Origin of the sequence: Streptomyces sp. A012304, from assembly GCF_026008495.1 — a bacterium.
Lineage (GTDB): Bacteria > Actinomycetota > Actinomycetes > Streptomycetales > Streptomycetaceae > Streptomyces.
This window is the reverse complement of record NZ_BQUN01000068.1, coordinates 46,129-66,597: the sequence shown is the minus strand read 5'-3', so window position 1 is coordinate 66,597 and position 20,469 is coordinate 46,129. Positions and strand designations below refer to the sequence as shown.

20 protein-coding genes and 1 riboswitch are annotated in these 20,469 nt (G+C 70.9%); of the genes, 9 read left to right on the top strand and 11 right to left on the bottom strand.

Annotated features, from left to right (window positions below):
• Positions 1-357: 357 nt before the first annotated feature.
• Positions 358-1,233, top strand: a complete 876-nt coding sequence (locus tag ALMP_RS15430) for a glycerophosphodiester phosphodiesterase family protein (RefSeq protein ID WP_264928278.1) — start codon at positions 358-360, stop codon at positions 1,231-1,233.
• 131 nt (positions 1,234-1,364) lie between these two features.
• On the opposite strand, the gene groL is transcribed toward ALMP_RS15430, so the two are convergent.
• The 4 genes from groL to thrC all read right to left on the bottom strand — a co-directional run bounded on the left by groL (position 1,365) and on the right by thrC (position 5,519).
• Entirely contained in the window at positions 1,365-2,987 is a 1,623-nt protein-coding gene (gene groL / locus ALMP_RS15425; protein WP_264928276.1) for a chaperonin GroEL, read from the bottom strand.
• A gap of 294 nt (positions 2,988-3,281) precedes the next feature.
• Positions 3,282-3,485 (bottom strand): cold-shock protein, encoded by a 204-nt coding sequence (locus tag ALMP_RS15420; protein ID WP_004986573.1) that lies wholly within the window; start codon positions 3,483-3,485, stop codon positions 3,282-3,284.
• 472 nt (positions 3,486-3,957) lie between these two features.
• Positions 3,958-4,233 (bottom strand): MoaD/ThiS family protein, encoded by a 276-nt coding sequence (locus ALMP_RS15415; RefSeq protein WP_264928251.1) that lies wholly within the window; start codon positions 4,231-4,233, stop codon positions 3,958-3,960.
• On the bottom strand, positions 4,230-5,519 hold the full coding sequence (gene thrC / locus ALMP_RS15410) for a threonine synthase (RefSeq protein WP_264928250.1): 1,290 nt from the start codon (positions 5,517-5,519) through the stop codon (positions 4,230-4,232). Before thrC ends, ALMP_RS15415 begins: the two co-directional genes overlap by 4 nt.
• Positions 5,520-5,537: 18 nt before the next feature.
• A riboswitch (SAM riboswitch) is annotated at positions 5,538-5,684 on the bottom strand.
• Between the two features lie 169 nt (positions 5,685-5,853).
• On the opposite strand from thrC, the gene ALMP_RS15405 reads away from it, so the two are divergent.
• Both ALMP_RS15405 and ALMP_RS15400 read left to right on the top strand, forming a co-directional pair.
• A complete protein-coding gene (locus ALMP_RS15405; protein WP_264928248.1) occupies positions 5,854-6,798 on the top strand; it encodes a glucosyl-3-phosphoglycerate synthase in 945 nt (314 codons plus the stop codon).
• An 82-nt stretch (positions 6,799-6,880) separates the two neighbouring features.
• Positions 6,881-8,362, top strand: a complete 1,482-nt coding sequence (locus ALMP_RS15400; RefSeq protein ID WP_264928246.1) for a trehalose-6-phosphate synthase — start codon at positions 6,881-6,883, stop codon at positions 8,360-8,362.
• On the opposite strand, the gene otsB is transcribed toward ALMP_RS15400, so the two are convergent.
• The 3 genes from otsB to ALMP_RS15385 are packed head-to-tail and all read right to left on the bottom strand — an operon-like array spanning position 8,350 to position 10,737.
• On the bottom strand, positions 8,350-9,216 hold the full coding sequence (gene otsB / locus ALMP_RS15395; protein ID WP_264928245.1) for a trehalose-phosphatase: 867 nt from the start codon (positions 9,214-9,216) through the stop codon (positions 8,350-8,352). The genes ALMP_RS15400 and otsB overlap by 13 nt on opposite strands.
• A 37-nt stretch (positions 9,217-9,253) precedes the next feature.
• Positions 9,254-9,493 (bottom strand): DUF3263 domain-containing protein, encoded by a 240-nt coding sequence (locus tag ALMP_RS15390; RefSeq protein WP_264928243.1) that lies wholly within the window; start codon positions 9,491-9,493, stop codon positions 9,254-9,256.
• Between the two features lie 23 nt (positions 9,494-9,516).
• The gene (locus ALMP_RS15385; RefSeq protein ID WP_264928655.1) at positions 9,517-10,737 is read right to left on the bottom strand and encodes an extracellular solute-binding protein; all 1,221 of its coding nucleotides are present in this window, start codon (positions 10,735-10,737) and stop codon (positions 9,517-9,519) included.
• A 208-nt stretch (positions 10,738-10,945) separates the two neighbouring features.
• On the opposite strand from ALMP_RS15385, the gene ALMP_RS15380 reads away from it, so the two are divergent.
• The 3 genes from ALMP_RS15380 to ALMP_RS15370 all read left to right on the top strand — a co-directional run bounded on the left by ALMP_RS15380 (position 10,946) and on the right by ALMP_RS15370 (position 14,151).
• A complete protein-coding gene (locus ALMP_RS15380) occupies positions 10,946-11,887 on the top strand; it encodes an ROK family protein (protein WP_264928242.1) in 942 nt (313 codons plus the stop codon).
• On the top strand, positions 11,887-13,095 hold the full coding sequence (gene nagA / locus ALMP_RS15375) for an N-acetylglucosamine-6-phosphate deacetylase (protein WP_264928240.1): 1,209 nt from the start codon (positions 11,887-11,889) through the stop codon (positions 13,093-13,095). The genes ALMP_RS15380 and nagA overlap by 1 nt, the downstream gene beginning before the upstream one ends.
• A gap of 135 nt (positions 13,096-13,230) precedes the next feature.
• Positions 13,231-14,151, top strand: coding sequence for a 1-phosphofructokinase family hexose kinase (locus ALMP_RS15370; protein ID WP_264928238.1), 921 nt, complete (start codon positions 13,231-13,233; stop codon positions 14,149-14,151).
• Positions 14,152-14,163: 12 nt separating this feature from the next.
• Here the strand turns inward: ALMP_RS15370 and ALMP_RS15365 are convergent, their stop codons facing one another.
• Complete coding sequence (locus ALMP_RS15365) at positions 14,164-15,123, bottom strand: carbohydrate-binding protein (RefSeq protein ID WP_264928236.1); 960 nt, start codon at positions 15,121-15,123, stop codon at positions 14,164-14,166.
• A 130-nt stretch (positions 15,124-15,253) separates the two neighbouring features.
• Complete coding sequence (gene cdgB / locus ALMP_RS15360) at positions 15,254-16,924, bottom strand: diguanylate cyclase CdgB (RefSeq protein WP_264928235.1); 1,671 nt, start codon at positions 16,922-16,924, stop codon at positions 15,254-15,256.
• A gap of 364 nt (positions 16,925-17,288) precedes the next feature.
• Between cdgB and ALMP_RS15355 the strand changes: the two genes are divergently transcribed.
• Both ALMP_RS15355 and ALMP_RS15350 read left to right on the top strand, forming a co-directional pair.
• Positions 17,289-17,876, top strand: a complete 588-nt coding sequence (locus ALMP_RS15355) for a flavin reductase family protein (protein ID WP_264928233.1) — start codon at positions 17,289-17,291, stop codon at positions 17,874-17,876.
• Between the two features lie 48 nt (positions 17,877-17,924).
• On the top strand, positions 17,925-18,410 hold the full coding sequence (locus tag ALMP_RS15350) for a GNAT family N-acetyltransferase (protein ID WP_264928231.1): 486 nt from the start codon (positions 17,925-17,927) through the stop codon (positions 18,408-18,410).
• A 10-nt stretch (positions 18,411-18,420) separates the two neighbouring features.
• On the opposite strand, the gene arfB is transcribed toward ALMP_RS15350, so the two are convergent.
• The gene (gene arfB / locus ALMP_RS15345) at positions 18,421-18,858 is read right to left on the bottom strand and encodes an alternative ribosome rescue aminoacyl-tRNA hydrolase ArfB (RefSeq protein WP_264928230.1); all 438 of its coding nucleotides are present in this window, start codon (positions 18,856-18,858) and stop codon (positions 18,421-18,423) included.
• Between the two features lie 178 nt (positions 18,859-19,036).
• Here arfB and ALMP_RS15340 point away from each other — a divergent pair, with 178 nt between their 5' ends.
• Positions 19,037-19,612: a TerD family protein gene (locus ALMP_RS15340; protein ID WP_004000230.1), complete on the top strand. Its 576-nt coding sequence runs from the start codon at positions 19,037-19,039 to the stop codon at positions 19,610-19,612.
• A 133-nt stretch (positions 19,613-19,745) separates the two neighbouring features.
• Here the strand turns inward: ALMP_RS15340 and ALMP_RS15335 are convergent.
• Positions 19,746-20,469 (bottom strand): M1 family aminopeptidase (locus ALMP_RS15335; protein WP_264928227.1); only part of this gene is annotated, 724 nt, incomplete at its 5' end.

Here is a 20,469-nt window from a genome sequence, read left to right as displayed (position 1 = left end):
GGGGACGGGCGGGGTGACGCTCACGTCGGGGGCTCCTCGCAATGGGTGACCAAGCGGTATGTGCACACGCATCCAGTGCCTGTGAACCCTTCAACCGGCCCCGGCCCGCCGACCATTCCGGCTCCGGCCACCCCGACCCTGTGATCCCGCACACGCCCGAGTCGACCGTCCGCACCCCCTCCCCGCAACTCCCCTGCCGTTCCTCGGCAGTTAGCCATTCGTTCCCCGATGTTTCCCCGGCTGTTTCCCATGATTTCCGCGCCTTCCCGCATGGAGCAGCACCGCTGGGCACGGGTGCGCGGACCGTCCAAAGCTCGTGGTGAAACCGCCCCACGAACCTTGAAAGGCACCACACCCATGCCCGAACGCACCTGCGTCACGGCGTCCGCCGCCCTCGCCGCCCTCGCCCTGTCCCTGCTCACCCCCGTCGCCCACGCGGATGCCGCCGCCCCGCTCGTCATCGGTCATCGCGGGGCCGCCGGACTCGCCCCGGAGAACACCCTGGAAGCCGTCGACCGCGCCGACCGCGCGGGCATCGACTGGGTCGAGGTGGACGTGCAGCGCAGCAAGGACGGCGTCCTGGTCCTCATGCACGACCCGGACCTCGTCCGCACGACCGACGCCGAGAAGGTCTTCCCGCACCGCGCGCCCTGGAGGGTGGGCGACTTCACCTACGCGGAACTGAGCAGACTGCGCGCGGGGGCCTCCGCCCGGTGGAAGGGCACCCGCTACGAGACGGCCCGCGTCCCCACCCTCGGACAGGCCCTCGACCGGCTCGACCGCAACGGCCAGGGCCTGCTCCTGGAGCTGAAGTGGCCGGGCCGTTTCCCCGGAGTCGTCCAGGACACCCTGCGGGTCCTCGACCGCAAGGGCTGGCTGGACGCCCACCACGTCCACGACCGGCTGTACGTGATCAGCTTCCTGCCCGCCGCGCTGAAGACCGTCCGCAAGGAGCGGCCGGACATCAAGCTCGGCATCTGCGACGAGAGGGCCACGGCCGGCGAGCTGGCCTCGTACGCCACGTACGCCGACGTGGTCAATCCCGAACACGGGGCCACCACCGCCCACTTCGTGCGCCGCGCCCACGCGCTCAAAGGCCCGCACGGCAAGCCGCTGAAGGTGTGGCCGTGGACGGTGAACACCCCCACCCAGGCCCGCCGCCTCCGGGACCTGCGCGTGGACGGCTTCACCACCGACTTCCCCGACAGGATGAGGCGGGTCCTCGGACAATGACCGCATGACGAAGCGTGCCCGTCCCGCCCCCTCCTGGCTGGACCTGTGCGTGAAACGCCCGAGGGCGGCACCCCCTGTCGTACAGGGGATGCCGCCCTCGGTACCGCGGACGGGTCCGATCCTCGGAAGGATCAGAAGTCCATGTCACCGCCCGGCATGCCGCCGCCGGCGGGCGCGGCGGCCTTCTCCGGCTTGTCGGCGATGACGGCCTCGGTGGTGAGGAACAGCGCGGCGATCGACGCGGCGTTCTGCAGCGCGGAGCGCGTCACCTTCGCCGGGTCGATGATGCCCTCGGCGACCAGGTCGACGTACTCGCCGGTCGCGGCGTTCAGGCCGTGGCCCGGGGTCAGGTTGCGCACCTTCTCCACCACGACGCCGCCCTCGAGGCCGGCGTTGACGGCGATCTGCTTCAGCGGGGCCTCGAGCGCCAGCTTGACGGCGGCGGCACCGGTGGCCTCGTCGCCCTCCAGCTCCAGCTTCTCGAAGACCTGGGAGGCCTGGAGCAGGGCCACGCCACCACCGGCGACGATGCCCTCCTCGACGGCGGCCTTCGCGTTGCGGACGGCGTCCTCGATGCGGTGCTTGCGCTCCTTGAGCTCCACCTCGGTGGCGGCACCGGCCTTGATGACCGCGACACCGCCGGCGAGCTTCGCCAGGCGCTCCTGGAGCTTCTCGCGGTCGTAGTCGGAGTCGCTGTTCTCGATCTCGGCGCGGATCTGGTTCACGCGGCCCGCGACCTGCTCGGAGGAGCCGGCACCGTCGACGATGGTGGTCTCGTCCTTGGTGATGACGACCTTGCGGGCCTTGCCCAGGAGGTCCAGGGAGGTGTTCTCGAGCTTGAGACCGACCTCCTCGGAGATGACCTCGCCGCCGGTGAGGATGGCGATGTCGTTCAGCATGGCCTTGCGGCGGTCGCCGAAGCCCGGGGCCTTGACCGCGACGGACTTGAAGGTGCCGCGGATCTTGTTGACGACCAGGGTCGACAGGGCCTCGCCCTCGACGTCCTCGGCGATGATCAGCAGCGGCTTGCCCGACTGCATGACCTTCTCCAGCAGCGGGAGCAGGTCCTTGACCGAGGAGATCTTGGAGTTGGCGATCAGGATGTACGGGTCGTCGAGGACGGCCTCCATACGCTCCATGTCGGTGGCGAAGTACGCCGAGATGTAGCCCTTGTCGAAGCGCATACCCTCGGTGAGCTCCAGCTCCAGACCGAAGGTCTGGGACTCCTCGACGGTGATGACGCCTTCCTTGCCGACCTTGTCCATGGCCTCGGCGATCAGCTCGCCGATCTGGGTGTCGGCGGCGGAGATGGAGGCCGTGGAGGCGATCTGCTCCTTGGTCTCGACGTCCTTCGCCTGCTCGAGCAGGGCGGCGGAGACGGCCTCGACGGCCTTCTCGATACCGCGCTTCAGGGCCATCGGGTTGGCGCCGGCGGCGACGTTGCGCAGACCCTCGCGGACCAGCGCCTGGGCGAGGACGGTCGCGGTGGTCGTACCGTCACCGGCGACGTCGTCCGTCTTCTTGGCGACTTCCTTGACCAGCTCGGCGCCGATCTTCTCGTACGGGTCCTCGAGCTCGATCTCCTTGGCGATGGAGACACCATCGTTGGTGATCGTGGGGGCGCCCCACTTCTTCTCGAGGACGACGTTGCGGCCCTTGGGGCCGAGCGTCACCTTCACGGCGTCCGCGAGCTGGTTCATGCCGCGCTCGAGGCCGCGCCGCGCCTCCTCGTCGAACGCGATGATCTTGGCCATGTGAAGTGGTCCCTCCAGGACTGGGGGTGATTCCTTCGGACCGCGCCCGCGCCCGCGACGGACGGCTCGCCGGCCTGTGGTTCCTTGCCCCACCTGGCCTGCGGGCCTCACCGACCCGGTCCTTCTTTGTCACTCTCACCTTCAGAGTGCTAACGCAATGATTAGCACTCGGGCATGCCGAGTGCAAGCGCCTCCCGGGGATCGGGCGGGGCGTCCGGCCCCCGCGGGCGGCTGCCCGGACAGCACGAAGGGCCCGCATCCCCGCCGGGATGCGAGCCCTTCGCTGAGAATCGTTCAGGCGGTGACGCGAACCATGTCGGCCTGCGGGCCCTTCTGGCCCTGCGAGATCTCGAACTCGACCCGCTGGCCCTCTTCCAGGGTGCGGTAGCCGTCCATCTGAATCGCGCTGTAGTGGACGAAGACGTCCGCACCACCGTCGACCGCGATGAAGCCGTACCCCTTCTCCGCGTTGAACCACTTGACGGTGCCCTGAGCCATGCCTAACTCCCCTATTACTGGCCCTTGCACAGATCCACACTTCGCGGACCCGGGTCAGACCTCACCCCCCAGTCGTTGGGGGCGTGCGCCGGAACGCGTCGACCGCGGCTGAATGTATCTGTCCAACTGCCGTCTGCAACAGGTCAATCGGACGAGAATTCTGGACGTCGCCGGTCCACAATATGGTGAGAATTCCCCCGAATTCAGGGCAAGTCGGGCCTCACAAACGGAACGAAAGGCGCAAAAGACCTGCACACTTTGGCTACTTCTCATCGCATGCGGAGTCGGAACTCCATGCGTTCGGCATGCGAATGGGCGGCGCGTTCCCCAACTGTACCGCGCTCAATCACACTGAATTGCCCCCTCCGCTTCTCTCACGGAGGGGGCAATTCGATGAACTCTCGGTAATCACTGTTACCGAAGGTAATGATCGACCGAATGATCAGCCGTGATCGGCCGATGATCGGCCGTCTCAGCCGCCGGCGACGGCCGGGATGATCGACACGCCGGCACCGTCCGGGGTGACCGTCTCAAGCCCCTGCTCGAAGCGGACGTCGTCGTCGTTCACGTACACGTTGACGAACCGGCGCAGCTTGCCCTGGTCGTCCAGCACGCGCGCGGCGATGCCGGTGTGGTTCTTCTCCAGGTCGGCGATGACCTCGGCGAGGGTCGCCCCCTCGGCGGGGACCTCGGCCTGCCCGCCGGTGTAGGTGCGCAGGATGGTGGGGATGCGGACGGTGACGCTCATGCGAGGCCAGCCTCTCGGAAGGAGTCCAGGTTCGGGCGGATGGTGGCGGTGAGGCCGGTGCCGGCCACCGCGTCGAGGGTCTTGAGGCCGTCACCGGTGTTCAGCACGACCGTCGTCAGCGCCGGGTCGAGGACGCCGTTCTCGATCAGCTTGCGCGTCACCCCCACGGTCACGCCACCGGCGGTCTCCGCGAAGATGCCCTCCGTCCGCGCCAGGAGCTTGATCGCGTCGACGACCTGCTCGTCGGTGACGTCCTCCACCGCGCCGCCCGTACGGCGGGCGATGTCGAGGACGTACGGACCGTCCGCCGGGTTGCCGATGGCCAGCGACTTGGCGATGGTGTTCGGCTTCTGCGGCCGGACCACGTCGTGCCCGGCCTTGAAGGCGACGGACACCGGCGAGCAGCCCTCGGCCTGCGCGCCGAAGATCTTGTACGGCTTGTCCTCGACCAGACCGAGCTTGATCAGCTCCTGGAGCCCCTTGTCGATCTTCGTGAGCTGCGAGCCGGACGCGATCGGCACGACGAGCTGGTCCGGCAGCCGCCAGCCGAGCTGCTCGCAGATCTCGTACGCCAGCGTCTTGGAGCCCTCGGCGTAGTAGGGCCGCAGGTTGACGTTGACGAAGCCCCAGCCCTCGCCGGCCGGGTCGCCGATGAGCTCCGAGCAGAAGCGGTTGACGTCGTCGTAGTTGCCCTCGATGCCGACCAGCTCACCGCCGTAGACCGCGGCCATGACGACCTTGCCCTGCTCCAGGTCGTGCGGGATGAACACGCAGGAGCGGAAGCCGGCCCGGGCGGCGGCGGCGCCGACGGCGCCGGCCAGGTTGCCGGTGGAGGAGCAGGACAGGGTGGTGAAGCCGAACGCGCGCGCCGCCTCCAGGGCCTGCGCGACCACGCGGTCCTTGAAGGAGTGCGTGGGGTTGCCGGAGTCGTCCTTCACGTACAGCCCGCCGGTCACGCCCAGCTCACGGGCGAGGTTGTCGGCCTTGACGAGCTGGGTCCAGCCCGGGTTGATGTTCGGCTTGTCCGCCACGTCGGCCGGGACGGGCAGCAGCGGCGCGTACCGCCAGATGTTCGAGGGTCCCGCCTCGATGCGCTTGCGCAGCTCCTCGGTGTCGTAGGAGGAGAAGTCGTAGGCGATCTCGAGGGGGCCGAAACACTCCTCGCAGGCGAAGACCGGGCCGAGGGGGACGCGGTGGCCGCACTCGCGGCAGCTCAGCGCGGCGGCGGGGCCGAGGTCGACGGTCGTCGTGGTGTCCGTGGTGTTGGCAACTGTCTGCGCAGCCATGTGAGGCGAGGCCCTTTCTCCTCATCTTCCTCACGACGCATCTCGCCGTGAGACGGATTTGGCACCTTCCCAAGCCGGGAGCCTCGCCACTTCGATGTGACAAGACCGGCTGGAGGGTTGCCGGGGCTTCATCGGGCCGTGTCCCTCTGCCCCTCTGGATGAGCGGTATGTGGTTGTGAACGACGGAGAGACCGGACATGCGATGGTCATCCGCGTTGTTCAAGACTGTAACCGAAGGCCAGGAGAGTTGAGATAGTCGTCCGAACCGCGAGATGGATCACACGGTCACCTGGCGTGCACCGGGTGTGATCACGACAGTGAGGAGTCGCAGACCGTGCTGGAAGAAGTCGAGCGCTGGCTGGCCACCCGCTCCTGGTCCGTGACCGATCGCCCGCTGCACCGGATACTCGCCGCCAAGCGGGCCACGGGCCAGTCGGTGTCCGTGGTGCTGCCCGCCCTGAACGAGGAGAAGACGATCGGGGACATCGTCTCCGTGATCCGTCACGACCTCGTGCGGCAGGTCCCGCTCGTCGACGAGATCGTCGTCGTGGACTCGGCGTCCACCGACCGCACCGCGCAGGTCGCCGCGGCGGCCGGGGCCCGGGTCGTCCACCGCGACAGCATCCTGCCGCGCGTCCCGGCCGTGCCCGGCAAGGGTGAGGTGCTGTGGCGGTCCCTGCTGGTCACCACCGGCGACATCGTCTGCTTCATCGACGCCGACCTGAAGGAGTTCTCCTCCGACTTCGTCTCCGGGATCGTCGGCCCGCTGCTCACCGACCCGGACGTCGACCTGGTCAAGGCCATGTACGACCGCCCGCTGGGCGGCGCGGCGGGCCAGGGCGGCCGGGTCACCGAACTGATGGCCCGCCCGCTGCTGAACATGCACTGGCCGCAGCTGGCCGGCTTCGTGCAGCCGCTGGGCGGCGAGTACGCGGCCCGCCGCCGCCTGCTGGAGCAGCTGCCCTTCCCCGTCGGGTACGGCGTGGAGCTGGGCATGCTGGTCGACGCCCTGCACATGGTGGGCCTGGACGCCCTCGCCCAGGTCGACGTGGGCGTGCGCAAGCACCGCCACCAGGACGGCCAGGCCCTCGGTCGGATGGCGGCAGCGATCTACCGCACGGCCCAGCTACGGCTGGCCCGCGGCCACCTGGTCCGCCCGTCCCTCACCCAGTTCGAACGCGGCCCCGACGGTTTCGAGCCGCGCACCTACTCCGTGGACACCGAGGAACGGCCGCCGATGGCGGAGATCGCGGAGTACGCGGCACGCAAGGTCGCCTGACCCCGCGGACGGTCCGTATACGGCCGTCAACACAGGGCGTCCGTACGTTTGAGCGTTTCCTGACCGGGCTAGGTTGAGGCGTATGGCTTCCACGGACGGTGCTGCTGCTCAGGGTGCTCAGGTGCTGGTCGCGTCCAACCGCGGCCCGGTCTCGTACACGGTGCGCGAGGACGGCTCGCTCCAGCCGAAACGAGGTGGCGGCGGACTGGTCTCGGGTCTGTCGGCGATCGGCCCGGACGCGGGTGCCCTGTGGGTGTGCTCGGCGCTGTCCGACGGCGACCGCGAGGCGGTGCGGCGCGGCGTCGGGGAACCGGGCGTGCGGATGCTGGACGTCCCGGCCGACGTGCACGCCGAGGCGTACAACGGCATCGCGAACTCGGTGCTGTGGTTCATCCACCACCTGCTGTACCAGACCCCGCTGGAGCCGGTCTTCGACGCGGAGTTCCGGCGCCAGTGGGCGTCGTACGAGACGTACAACCGGGCGTTCGCCGAGGCGCTGGCGCAGGAGGCCGCCGAGGGGGCGGCGGTCCTGGTGCAGGACTACCACCTGTGCCTGGTGCCCGGGATGCTCCGCGAGCTCCGCCCCGACCTGCGCATCGGCCACTTCTCGCACACGCCGTGGGCGCCGCCGGACTACTTCGGGCTGCTGCCGCGGGACATCCGCGAGCAGTTGGTGGAGGGCATGCTCGGGGCCGACCGGCTAGGGTTCCTGACCCACCGGTGGGCGACGGCGTTCCAGAACTGTGTGGAGGGGCTCGACCCCCATCGCTGGCTTCCGGCGTGGCCGTCGGGAGCCCCCAGGTCCATCGAACACCTGCGCGACGAGCGGATCGCCCGCCGGACGTACATCGGTGTGCACGGCCTCGGCGCCGACGCCGACTTCCTGCGGACCCGCTCGCACGCGGCGGACGTCGAGGAGCGGCTGGCGGAACTGCGCCAGGAGATCGGCGGGAGCGACCGCAAGGCGATCGTCCGGGTCGACCGCACCGAGCTGTCGAAGAACATCGTGCGCGGCCTGCTGGCCTACCGACAGCTCCTCGCGGACCACCCGGAGTGGCACGAGCGGGTCGTGCACATCGCCTTCGCCTACCCCTCCCGGCAGGACCTCGCCGTCTACCGGGACTACATGGCGCAGGTGCGGCGGCTCACGGACGAGATCAACGAGCAGTACGGCACCCCCGGCTGGACCCCCGTCCTGCTCAACCTCAAGGACGACTTCGCCCGCTCCCTCGCCGCCTACCGCCTCGCGGACGTCGCCCTGGTCAACCCCATCCGGGACGGCATGAACCTGGTCGCCAAGGAGGTCCCCGTGGTCTCCGACCAGGGATGCGCGCTGGTGCTGTCGCGGGAGGCGGGAGCGTACTGGGAACTGCGCGAGGACGCGATCGTCGTCAACCCCTACGACGTCCTGGAGACGGCCCGCGCCCTGCACGAGGGGTTGTCGATGAAGCCGGAGGAGCGCGCCGAGCGCACCAAGAGGCTCGCCGCCGCCGCGACCGCGCTGCCTCCGGCCCAGTGGTTCCTGGATCAGTTGCAGGCGTTGCGGGAGCTTCAGCCGAGCTGATCCGCGAGCGCCCGCAGCAGGCGTACGACGCCGGCGGGGCCGTCGACGACGAGGTCCGCGCGGTCGGAGAGCTCGGTGACCTCGGTGCTGCCGCTGGCGACGAGCAGGCCGGGGATGCCGTCGGAGCGGAGTTTCTCCACCGCGGCGAAGGCGGGCAGGTCGCCGAGGTCGTCGCCGGCGTAGAGGACCGACTCGGCGCCGATCTCCCGGACGTACTCCAGCAGGGCGACGCCCTTGTCCACGCCCGGCGGGCGCAGTTCGAGGACCATGCGGCCGGGCTCGACGACCAGGCCGTGCCGGGCCGCGAGGTCGGTGAGGGGGGTGCGCAGGGCCTCGAAGGCGGCCTGCGGGTCCTCGGCGCGGCGGGTGTGCACGGCGACGGCCCGGCCCTTCTCCTCCACCCAGGTCCCCTGCCAGTTCCCGGCCGCCTCCAGCACCGCCGGCAGCTCGGCTCGGACGGCGGCGACGCCGGGGTGGGGGGCGGGGGCGCTGACCGTGCCGGTGCGGGCGTCCCAGCGTTCGGCGCCGTAGTGGCCGAGGACGGTGAGGCGCTCCAGGCCGGGGACTCCGGCGAACCCGCCGTTGCGTACGGCCACGGCGGCGGGGCGGCCGGTGACGACGGCGACGGCGGCGATCTCCGGCGCGAGGTACGCCAGCGCGGGGACGGCGTCGGGGTGGGCCCGGGCGTCGTCCGGGTTCTCGACGATGGGGGCGAGGGTGCCGTCGAAATCGAGGGCGACGAGCGCGGTGCGGGGCCGCGCCCGGATCGCGTCGAGCGCGTCTCGTCCGGCGGGGGGGGTGGGGGGGGGTATGCGGGGTCCGGGGTCCTGGGAGTGCGTCTCTTGGGTGCCCATACGGTGACGATAACCGGGTGGGGCCGGGGCGCGCGGCTCACCGTTCCGATCTGCGGGTCTCCCGGATCCGTCGGAGACGGTTCACCGTCACCGGGTCGTGGGCCAGGGCTCTCGGGTCGTCCAGGAGGGCGTTGAGGAGCTGGTAGTAGCGGACCGGGGAGAGGTCCAGCTCCTCGCGGATCGCTCGTTCCTTGGCGCCGGGGCCGGGGAACCCGCGTCGTTCCAGGGCGAGGATGTCGCGTTCCCTCGCCCCCAGCTCTTCCTCTGGCCGCTGCATGCCCGCACCGTAGCCCAACCGGCTCAGCCGGTGCTGCTCTCCGCCGTCGTCGCCGTCGACTGGAGTTCGCCCAGGACGCCGGACGGGCTGCCGCTCGGCGTGACGGCCCGGCCGATCTCCTTCTTGACCGCCGCGCTGACCGTCGCCCAGGAGGTGCGCCCGACCGGGTACAGCTCGGACAGCGGAAGCTCGTCCAGGAAGGGCCGCAGGTCCGCGTCCTCGCTCGCGGCGCTCATCACCTGGGAGGCGGAGTTGGTGACCGGCAGCAGGTCGTACTCGCGGGAGAAGGCCAGCACGTTCTTCTCGGAGTAGACGAAGCTGAGGAAGTCCTTGATCTGGTCGGCGTGCCCGTTCTGCTTGAAGGCCATCATCCAGTCGGCGACGCCCATGGAGACCTTGCTCGGCCCGTCGACGCCCGGCATGGTCACCATGCCGTACTTCACGCCCTTCGTCTCGGCCGCCTTCATCAGCGACGGATGCCCGTTGAGCATGCCGACCTGGCCGGCGGTGAACGCGGCGAACGCGTCGGCCCGGTTGAGCTCGCCGGGCGCGACCGGCCCGGTCAGTTCCTTGCGGACCAGCTCGTTCTTCAGCCAGGTGAAGGTCCGCACGTTCTCCTCGGAGTCGAGGCTGTAGCCGGCGGCGCTCTGGGTGTAGCCGCCCCCGCCGCTGAGCATCCACTGCATGGTCTCGGCCTGCGCCTCCTCCGGCCCGAGGGGCAGCGCGTAGGGGTACTTCACGCCCTCCGCCTTGAGCGCCTCGGCGGCCTCGGCCAGCTCGTCCCAGGTTTTGGGCGGGGTGATCCCGGCCTTGGTGAAGAGGGTCTTGTTGTAGAACAGCACCCGCGTGGAGGCGGCGAACGGCATGCCGTACTGCACGCCCCGCACCTGCCCCGCGTCGGCGAGCTGCGGCACGAAGTCGGCCTGCACGGGTATGGAGAGCACGTCGGCGGCCTTGTAGAGCAGGTCGGCGTCGGCGTAGTCGGCGTAGGCGCCGATCTGCGCCAGGTCGGGGGCCTCGCCCGCCTCGACCAGCTCCTTGACCTCGCGGTCGACGTCGTTCCAGGAGTACACGGTGACCTCGACCTGGACGCCGGGGTGCTCGGCCTCGTACACGGTGACGAGGTTGTCCCAGTACTTCTTCGAGCTGTTGGCGCCGCTGTCGCCGTAGTCGGCGGCGACGAGTCTGAGGGTGACGTCGCCGGAGTCACCGGTGAGTCCGCACCCGGCGAGCACCGCCGTCATGCTCAAGGCGGACACCGCCGCGATCGTTGCCGACTTCCCTGCCCGCCGCTGCACTGCTCTTCCCCACTCCCTTGGTGGCCGTGGAACCCGTCGGTGGCCTTGCACCAACCGATGAATGCTCTGACCAATGATCCCGATATTCGGATTAAGGTCTACACCACGCAAGTGGGCTAGACCTCTTGCGGGTCCTCGGGCCACACTGTCCCCCGTGAGACATGTCATCGCCCTCGACGTGGGCGGCACCGGGATGAAGGCCGCCCTGGTCGGGGCGGACGGCGCTCTGCTGCACCAGGCCCGCCGGGCCACCGCACGCGAGCGCGGCCCCGACGCGGTCGTCGCCGGCATCCTCGACCTCGCCGCCGAGCTGCACGCCCACGGCGCCCGCCACCTGGGCGAACCCGCGGCCGCCGCCGGAGTCGCCGTCCCCGGCATCGTCGACGAGGCACACGGCGTCGCCGCCTACGCGGCCAACCTCGGCTGGCGTGACGTCCCCCTGCGCGAGCTGCTCCGCACCCGGCTCGGCATCCCCGTCGCCCTCGGCCACGACGTACGCGCCGGCGGCCTCGCGGAGGGCCGGATCGGCGCCGGACGGGGCGCGGATCGTTATCTGTTCGTGGCGTTGGGCACCGGCATCGCGGGCGCGATCGGCTTCGACGGCCGGGTCGAGGCGGGCGCGCACGGCTTCGCCGGCGAGATCGGCCATGTCGTCGTACGGCCCGGCGCGACCCCCTGCCCGTGCGGGCAGCGGGGCTGTCTGGAGCGGTACTCGTCGGCGGCCGCGGTGAGCGAGGCGTGGGCGGCGGCCTGCGGCGACCCGGAGGCGGACGCGGCGGACTGCGCCAAGGCCGTCACGTCCGGGGACCCGAACGCCGTCCGAGTCTGGCGGCACGCCGTCGACGCGCTCGCGGACGGCCTGGTCACCGCCCTCACCCTGCTGGACCCGCGCACCCTCGTCATCGGTGGCGGGCTCGCCGAAGCGGGGGAAACCTTGTTCACACCACTGCGGGACGCCGTCCGGCAGCGGATCACCTTCCAGAAACTGCCGGAGATCGTCCCCGCCGCCCTGGGGGACACCGCGGGATGCCTCGGCGCCGGTCTCCTGGCCTGGGATCTCCTCGACAACACGGACCGTACGGAGGTAACCGCCTGATGGCCACCCCCACAGGGGCGCGGGGAACTGCGCGACCAGCCACACTCGACCCGCGGCCCGCGACCGGCAGGGCGCCCGTCGTCCTCTCCGGCGCCCATGTGGTCCTGCCCACCGGAACGGTCCCGCACGGCCGGGTGACCGTCGACGGCTCCCGCATCTCCGCCGCGACCCCGACGGACGCCCAGGTCATCGACGTCCAGAACCACTGGCTGGTGCCCGGGTTCGTCGACATCCACAACCACGGCGGAGGAGGCGCCTCCGTCTCCGGACCGGCGGACGACGTGCTCCAGGCCGTGCGGACCCACCGCCGTCACGGCACCACCACCCTCGTCGCCTCCACCGTCACCGACGACATGGACGTCCTGATCCGCCAGGCCGGACTGCTGTCCGAGCTGGCCGAGCAGGGCGACCTGGCCGGCATCCACTTCGAGGGCCCCTTCATCTCGCCGTGCCGCAAGGGCGCGCACTCCGAGGCGCTGCTGCGCGACCCCGACCCGGCGGAGGTGCGCAAGCTGATCGACGCGGCGCGCGGCCGGGCGAAGATGGTCACCCTCGCCACCGAACTGCCGGGCGGCCTGGACTCCGTACGGCTGCTGGCGGACCACGGGGTGATCGCGGCCGTCGGCCACACGGACGCCACGTACGAGCAGACCGTCCAGGCCATCGAGGCGGGCGCGACGGTCGCCACCCACCTCTTCAACGCGATGCCCGCCCTCGGCCACCGCTCCCCCGGCCCGATCGCCGCGCTGCTGGAGGACGAGCGGGTCACGGTCGAGCTGATCAACGACGGTGTCCACCTGCACCCGGCCGCCCTGGAGCTGGCGTTCCGTCACGCGGGCGCCGGCCGGGTGGCGTTCATCACGGACGCGATGGACGCGGCCGGCTTCGGAGACGGCCGGTACGACCTCGGCCCGCTGGCGGTGGACGTCACCGACGGGGTGGCCCGGCTGGTGGAGGGCGGCTCGATCGCGGGCTCCACCCTCACCCTGGACCGCGCCTTCAAACGGGCGGTGACGGTCGACCGCCTCCCCGTCGAGGACGTCGTCGCGGCCCTGTCCGCCACCCCGGCCCGGCTGCTCGGCATGGCCGACCGGGTGGGCTCCCTGGAACCCGGCAAGGACGCCGACCTGGTCCTCCTGGACGAGAACTTCGACCTCAAGGGCGTGATGCGGCGCGGCGAGTGGGTGGTGGATCCCCAACTGACGTGAAACGTCCGCCCGTAGGAGACGGTGGCCGACCCGAGGGCTGGGCCGGTCGCCGTCTCTTTGGGATGATCGAGCCCCGGTACGACGACCGGGCCGAGAAGGCGGACGACGGCAAGCACGCGGGGGAGGTCGGCGCAGGTGATCCTCACGGTCACGCTGAACACCGCTGTCGACATCACCTACCGCGTCGCGGCCCTGCGCCCGCACGCCACCCACCGGGTGACGGACGTGCTGGAACGGCCCGGCGGCAAGGGGCTGAACGTGGCGCGCGTGCTGGCCGGTCTCGGCCACGATGTCACCGTCACCGGCTTCGTGGGCGGCCCCACCGGCCGGCTGGTCCGGGACCGGCTGACCGGCGTGACCGACGCTCTCGTCACCGTCTCGGGCGCCACGCGCCGCACGGTCGCCGTCGTCGACACCCGCACCGGCGACACCACACAGCTCAACGAACCCGGGCCGCTCATCACGCCCGCCGAGTGGTCCGCCTTCCAGGAGGCGTACGAGGATCTCGTGGCCGGCGCCGAGGCGGTGGCCCTGTGCGGCAGTCTGCCGCCGGGCGTGCCGGTGGGCGCGTACGCGGGCCTGGTGCGCACCGCGCGGACCGCCGGGGTGCCGGTGCTGCTGGACACCGGCGGGGAGCCGCTGCGCCGGGGGGTCGCCGCCCGCCCGGATCTGGTCAAGCCGAACGCCGACGAACTGGCCGAACTGACCGGCTCCCACGAGCCGTCGCGCGCCACGCAGGACGCCCGTCGGCGCGGTGCGCACGCCGTGGTGGCCTCGCTCGGCCCACAGGGGCTGGTGGCGGCGACCGCGGAGGGCCGCTGGCGGGCCGCCCCGCCGGCCCGTGTCCACGGCAATCCGGCCGGTGCCGGCGACTCCGTCTCCGCCGGGCTGCTGTCGGGCCTGGTCGAGCGCCTGTCCTGGCCCGACCGTCTGGCCCGCGCGGTCGCCCTGTCCGCGGCGACGGTCCTCGCCCCGGCGGCGGGCGAGTTCGACCGGGCCGCCTACGAGGAGCTGCTCGGCCGGGTAGCGGTGACCCGCGAGGTCACCGCGGCCTGAGCGCCCCGCGGGCTACTCCGTGACCTGGCCCTTCTTCAGCCACAGCTGGTCGAGCAGCACGTTGCACTTGTCGCCGTTCTCGCAGGAGATCGAGATGGTGTTCGTGCCCTTGGTCAGGGACGGGTACGCGTAGGTCGTCGTCCAGCCCTTGGTGAAGTCGCCGTCGGCGGCGTTCGCGTAGTTCTTCATGCGCATCTTGGCGCCGAAGACCTTGCCGTTGATCGTCAGCGTCATCGACTGGTCCTCGCCGGCCGTGCTGTAGTGCGCGAAGAGGGTGTACGTCCCCTCCTTCGGGATGTTGTCGACGCTCCAGGTGACGGAGTTGCCGACCTGGTTGAGGTTGACGTAGACGCCGCCGTCGGCCTGGGCGCCCTGGACGTCGGAGGCGAGGGCGGCGCTGCCGCCGAGGCGCAGTGCCTTGGCGTCGATGGTCGGCATCTCGATCTCCTGGGCCGTGTCGCCGGAGCTGGAGGCGCTCGGCGAGGCGCTCGCGGAGGCGCTGGGCGCGGTGGAGACCTGGTCATTGGCCTTGTCACCGTCGTCGGAGTCGCCGTTGGCCATGACCACCGCGATACCGATGACGACGGCGGCGACCACCGCGACCGCGCCGATCAGCAGGCCCTTGGTGTTGGGGCCCCGGCCCCGGCCGCCACCGCCGGGCGCCTGCTGCGGGCGCGAGCCCGGCAGACCGGCGCCCGGGAAGGTCTCGGGCGCGGCGTAGTTGGCGTTCGGCTGGCCGTACGCGCCCTGCTGGGGCGGCACCGTCGGCTGGCCGTACTGCGCGGTCTGCTGCTGGGGCTGCTGCTGTTGTCCGTACCGGCGCTCGCCGACGGCACGCACCCGGCTGACCGAGTTGGGGTAGCCGTAACCGCCGGAGGGGGGCTGTGCGCCGTTGGCCTGACCGTCGGCGTAGAGGTAGCCGAACGGGTCGTCGTCCTCGGGCGTGCTCGCGCCGTTGTTGCCGGGCGTCATCCCTTCGTACTCCTCAACAGGTGCGGGGCGGATACGTACGTGTGTGGATACGTGCGGAGAACAGGGAGCCTACCCGGTCTGCAAGCCCCAAACGGGTGACTCGGCTCGCCGTACCCCGCTGAGCTGGGGCTTATCCGGCTCGTCTGTGCTGTTTGGGACGAGATCGTTTCTCGACGTACATCCGCTCGTCGGCCGACTTCAGGACCTCGTCGGCGGTCATCCCGCAGTGGGCCCAGCCGATGCCGAAGCTGGCGCCGACCCGGACCGCCCGGCCCTCGGCGCGGATCGGCTGGATGATCTCGTTGCGCAGGCGTACGGCGAGGTCCTGGGCGTCGGCGCGGCCGAGACCGTCGGCGAGGATCACGAACTCGTCGCCGCCGAGCCGGGCCACGGTGTCGCCGTCGCGGACGCCGCGCGAGAGCCGCCGGGCGACCTCGATGAGGACGGCGTCACCGGCGTTGTGCCCGAACCGGTCGTTGATCGACTTGAAGCCGTCGAGGTCGCAGAAGAGGACCGCGAGGCCCTTGGTGCCGTCGTCGCGGGCGCCGTCTTCGGGGGCGACGGTGTGCACATGGTGGTCGTAGGCGTCGTACGCCTCGCCGCCGCCGGGCCGGAAGTCGAAGCCGTGGCCGTTGGCGTCGAAGGCGGGGTGGCCGTAGGCCGCGTCCATCGCGTCGACGGCGGCCGGGTGGCCGGCCTGTGGGCGCTGGCAGATCCGGGAGGAGAGGCGGGAGCGCAGCTCGGCGGAGTTCGGCAGTCCGGTCAGCGAGTCGTGCGAGGCGCGGTGGGCGAGCTGGAGCTCGCGGCGCTTGCGTTCCTCGATGTCCTCGACGTGGGTGCGGAGGAAGCGGGGGCCGTCGGCGGCGTCGGCGACGACGGAGTTGCGCAGGCTGACCCAGACGTAGGTGCCGTCGCGGCGGCCGAGCCTGAGCTCCGCCCGTCCGCCCTCGGCGGAGGTCCGCAGCAGGGTGCCTATGTCCTCGGGGTGGACGAGGTCGGAGAAGGAGTAGCGGCGCATCGCGGAGGCGGGGCGGCCGAGGAGGCGGCACAGGGCGTCGTTGGTGCGCAGGATCCGGCCGTGCTGGTCGCCGCCCATCTCGGCGATGGCCATGCCGGAGGGGGCGTACTCGAAGGCCTGCCGGAAGCTTTCCTCGCTGGCGCGCAGGGCCTGCTGCTCGCGTTCGAGGCGGACCAGGGCGCGCTGCATGTTGGACCGCAGTCGCGCGTTGCTGATGGCGATGGCGGCCTGGAAGGCGTACATCTGGAGCGCCTCGCGGCCCCAGGCGCCCGGCCGGCGGCCGTTGCGCGGACGGTCCACGGACAGGACGCCGATCAGTTCGCCGCAGGTGCCGGAGCCGCCGGGCGGGGCGGGGGTGTACATGGGGGCGAAGAGCCGGTCGGAGGGGTGCCACTCGTCCTCGAAGCGGGGCTCCGGTCCGTCGGTGTACCACTGCGGGACGTCGTCGTCGTCGAGGATCCAGCCCTCGGTGTGGGGTATGAAGACCAGGTCGCCCCAGGTCTCGCCCATGCTCAGGCGCCGCTCCCAGGACTCCCGGGAGCCGACCCTGCCGGTGATGAGCGCCTCGGCGGCGGGGTTGCCGGAGAACGCGGCGACGACCAGATCGCCGTCGGGGCGTACGAGGTTGACGCACGCCAGCTCGTAGCCGAGCGCGGTGACCACGCCGTCGGCGACGGTCTGCAGTGTGTCGGCCAGGCTTCGGGCCGAGTTCATGTCGGCCATGGCCTGGTGCAGCTGTCGCAGGGACGCAAGGCGGACGTAAGGCTCCGACTCGGTCTCCATGCTCGCCCTCCCCCCGAGACTTCGCAGCGAATCAAGGGTTGTCGTCGGCGTATCTGTCGATTCTTTGCTGGGTCTGGTCTCCGTCACTGAATCACAGCGCGCTGCCCACTCGGTACACAGGGTCAACAATTCCTGCCTCTTGTGACTCAAGTCACATAAGAACGTGAGCATTTGCGTGGTGTTTCTGCGTTTTTCCTGTGCGTTTACTGAGCGTATGACTCCGTATACGTCGAGGGTACGGGAGTCGATCTCACGGCGGGGCCGATCTTCGGTATCCGGGCGACCGGGTCGGTCCGCGGTCCTACGACCGTACTCGGGCGGAGGTCCGATGCGCGGCGGGCGGCGCGGACACTAGCGTGCAGGCGTGCCTCCAGACGTACTCCGCACCACCGCCGTCCCCGCCCCCTCCCGCGCGTCCGGGCATGCTGTGGGGGTGAGCAACGACGAGTTCCGCGCCGCCATGTCCCGGCTCGCCGGCGGCGTGGTCCTGGTGACCGCGCAGGAGCCCCCGCTGGACCCGGACGACCCCGGGGCACCGGAGGGCGAGTACGCCGGCATGACGGCGACCGCGTTCCTGTCCGTCTCCCTGGACCCGCCCTTGGTGCTGGTCAGCCTGCGTACCGGCGCCCGCATGGACGACCTGCTGGACGAGCAGCCCCTGTGGGGTGTGTCGATGCTCTCCGAGAGCCAGCGCCACATCGCGGGGCGCTTCGCGATGAAGGGCCGGCTCAGCGACCGGCTGCTCTTCGAGGACATCCCGTACACGCGGGGCGAGGCCACCGGCGCCCCCCTGGTCGGCGGCGCGCTGGCCACCTTGGAGTGCCGGACCGAACAGCGGGTGGAGGCGGGCGACCACACCTTGGTGATCGGCCGTGTCCTGAGCGCGAAGGTGCCGAGCGCGGACGGCGGCCCGCTGGTCTATTTCAAGGGCCGGTACCGGCAGTTGGGCTGAACGGGAATTCAGTGGCGGCTATGTGAACTCCCGTTCTAGGGTGCGTTGATGACACCGTCTCATCCCGCACCGGCCGCGACTTTTCTCAGGCTCGAAGAAATCACCGCGGCGAATCTCGACGCCGCCCTCGCCATTCGCATCCTTCCCGAACAGGAATTCGCGGCCACGCCGGTCGTGGAGTCCCTCGCGGAGGCCTACGTGCATCCCGGTGTCGCCTGGCCGCGGCTGATCGTCGACGGCGACCGTCCCGTCGGTTTCCTGATGGCGTTCTTCGACATCGACTGGAACCTCGACGGCAGCGTGATCCGCTCCGGTCTGTGGCGGCTGAACATCGCGGCGGACGAGCAGGGCAAGGGGTACGGCCGGTTCGCGGTGGAGTCGGTGGCCGCGGAGATCCGCCGCAGGGGCGGCGACCGCCTGTGGGTCACCTGGCATCCCGGCGAGCACGGCCCGCGGGGCTTCTACCTGGGGCTGGGCTTCCGGGACACCGGGGAGACGAGCGGCGGGCAGACGGTGGGCGTGCTGGAGCTGTGACCCGCTCCGCTCAGCCCCAGTCCCGGCCGCTTCTGCCCCGCTTGGTCTCGGAACGCTGTTTCTTCTCCCGCAGCCGGCGTTCGTTGAGGCCGCGCGGGATCCGGGTCGGCCGGCGCGGCTTGGGCGGCGGCGCGGTCGCCTCCGCGAGCAGCGCGGCCAGCCGTACGGCGGCGGCCTCGCGGTTGCGCCACTGCGAACGGTGCTCGGAGGCGCGGACGGTGACGACGCCGTCGACCAGGCGCCCGGCGAGGCGCTGGAGCGCCCGCGCCTTCCACACCTCGGGCAGCGCCTCGGTGCGGGCCAGGTCGAACCGGAGCTCCACCTGTGAGTCGGTGGTGTTGACGTGCTGCCCGCCGGGCCCCGAAGAGCGCGAGAAACGCCACATCAGCTCGGCCTCGGGGAGGGCGACGGAGCCGCGGATGAGATGGGGACCGGACATGCCGTACATGTTCCCGCCTGTGACCCGTTCACGTCACGCGAATATCCGGTGGACCGGGTGTGTCGGTAAAGAAAGTAAAGACACGGGAACCTTCGGGCCTGCTCGCCGCGTTCCTAGGGATAGCTGTAGCTTCGTGGCGCACGAAGCGCACCAAGCCTCCACGCACCGAAGGAAAGGACTCCCAACCATGGCTGTAAGCCTGTCCAAGGGTGGCAACGTCTCGCTCACCAAGGAGGCTCCGGGCCTGACCGCCGTCACCGTGGGCCTCGGCTGGGACGTCCGCACCACCACCGGCACGGACTTCGACCTCGACGCCTCCGCCATCGCGGTCAACACCCAGGGCAAGGTCTACTCGGACGCCCACTTCGTCTTCTTCAACAACAAGCAGACCCCGGACAGCACGATCGTCCACACCGGCGACAACCGCACCGGCGAGGGCGCGGGCGACGACGAGGCGATCAACGTCAACCTCGCGGGCCTCCCCGCCGACATCGACAAGATCGTCTTCCCGGTCTCCATCTACGACGCCGAGAGCCGCTCGCAGAACTTCGGCCAGGTCCGCAACGCCTACATCCGCATCATCAACCAGGCCGGCGGCGCCGAGATCGCCCGCTACGACCTCTCCGAGGACGCGGCCACCGAGACCGCCATGGTCTTCGGCGAGCTCTACCGCAACGGCGCCGAGTGGAAGTTCCGCGCGGTCGGCCAGGGCTACGCCTCGGGCCTGGTGGGCATCGCCCAGGACTTCGGCGTGAACGTCTGACCGCTCACCGCCTGAGAGAGCCCCCGGCCGCACCGGCCGGGGGCTCTTCCCTTGCCACCCGCACGCGGTGAGCACCGAGGGGCGGCTCAGGGGCGCCTTCGCCCCCTGCCCACGGTGAGCACCAGGGGACGGCTCAGGGGCGCCGCGGTTTGCCCTCGCCGTACAGCCAGTCCTCCCAGACCGCTGAGAAGTCCTTGTCGGGGGCCTGCTGCTCGACGTACGTCGTGAAGTCGGCGGTGTTCGCGTTGCCGTGGCGGCGGGCGGCGGTCCAGCCCTGGACCAGGGCGTAGAAGGCGTCGTCGCCGACCATGCGGCGGATCTTGTGGACCACCATCGCGCCACGCTGGTAGACGGGGCTGTCGGAGACGCGCGCGGCGCTCGTCGGGTTCGCGGGCGGGAAGGCCCACAGGTCCGGGTAGGTGGTCTCGCCGTGGTCGTAGAGCGTGCGGAAGGTCTCCTCGGCGGTGGGGCCGCCCTCGTCCTCCGTCCACAGCCACTCGGCGTAGGTGGCGAAGCCCTCGTTGAGCCACATGTCCCGCCAGGTCTTCGGGGTGACGGAGTTGCCGAACCACTGGTGGGCGATCTCATGGACGAGGAGCAGGGTGTCGGGGGCGCCGGGGAAGACGGGGCGGCTCTGGGTCTCCAGGGCGTACCCGGCGTCCTGCGGACGGTCGACGATCGCTCCGGTGGAGGAGAAGGGGTACCGGCCGAAGTTGTACTCCGCCCAGTCCATCACCTCGGGCAGCCGCGCGAGGACCGCACGGGCGGCCGCCCGCTGGGTGGGGTCCACCGCCGTGTACACCGGCAGGCCGCCGTCCTCGACGACCGAGCGGGTGACGGTGTAGCGGCCCACGGCG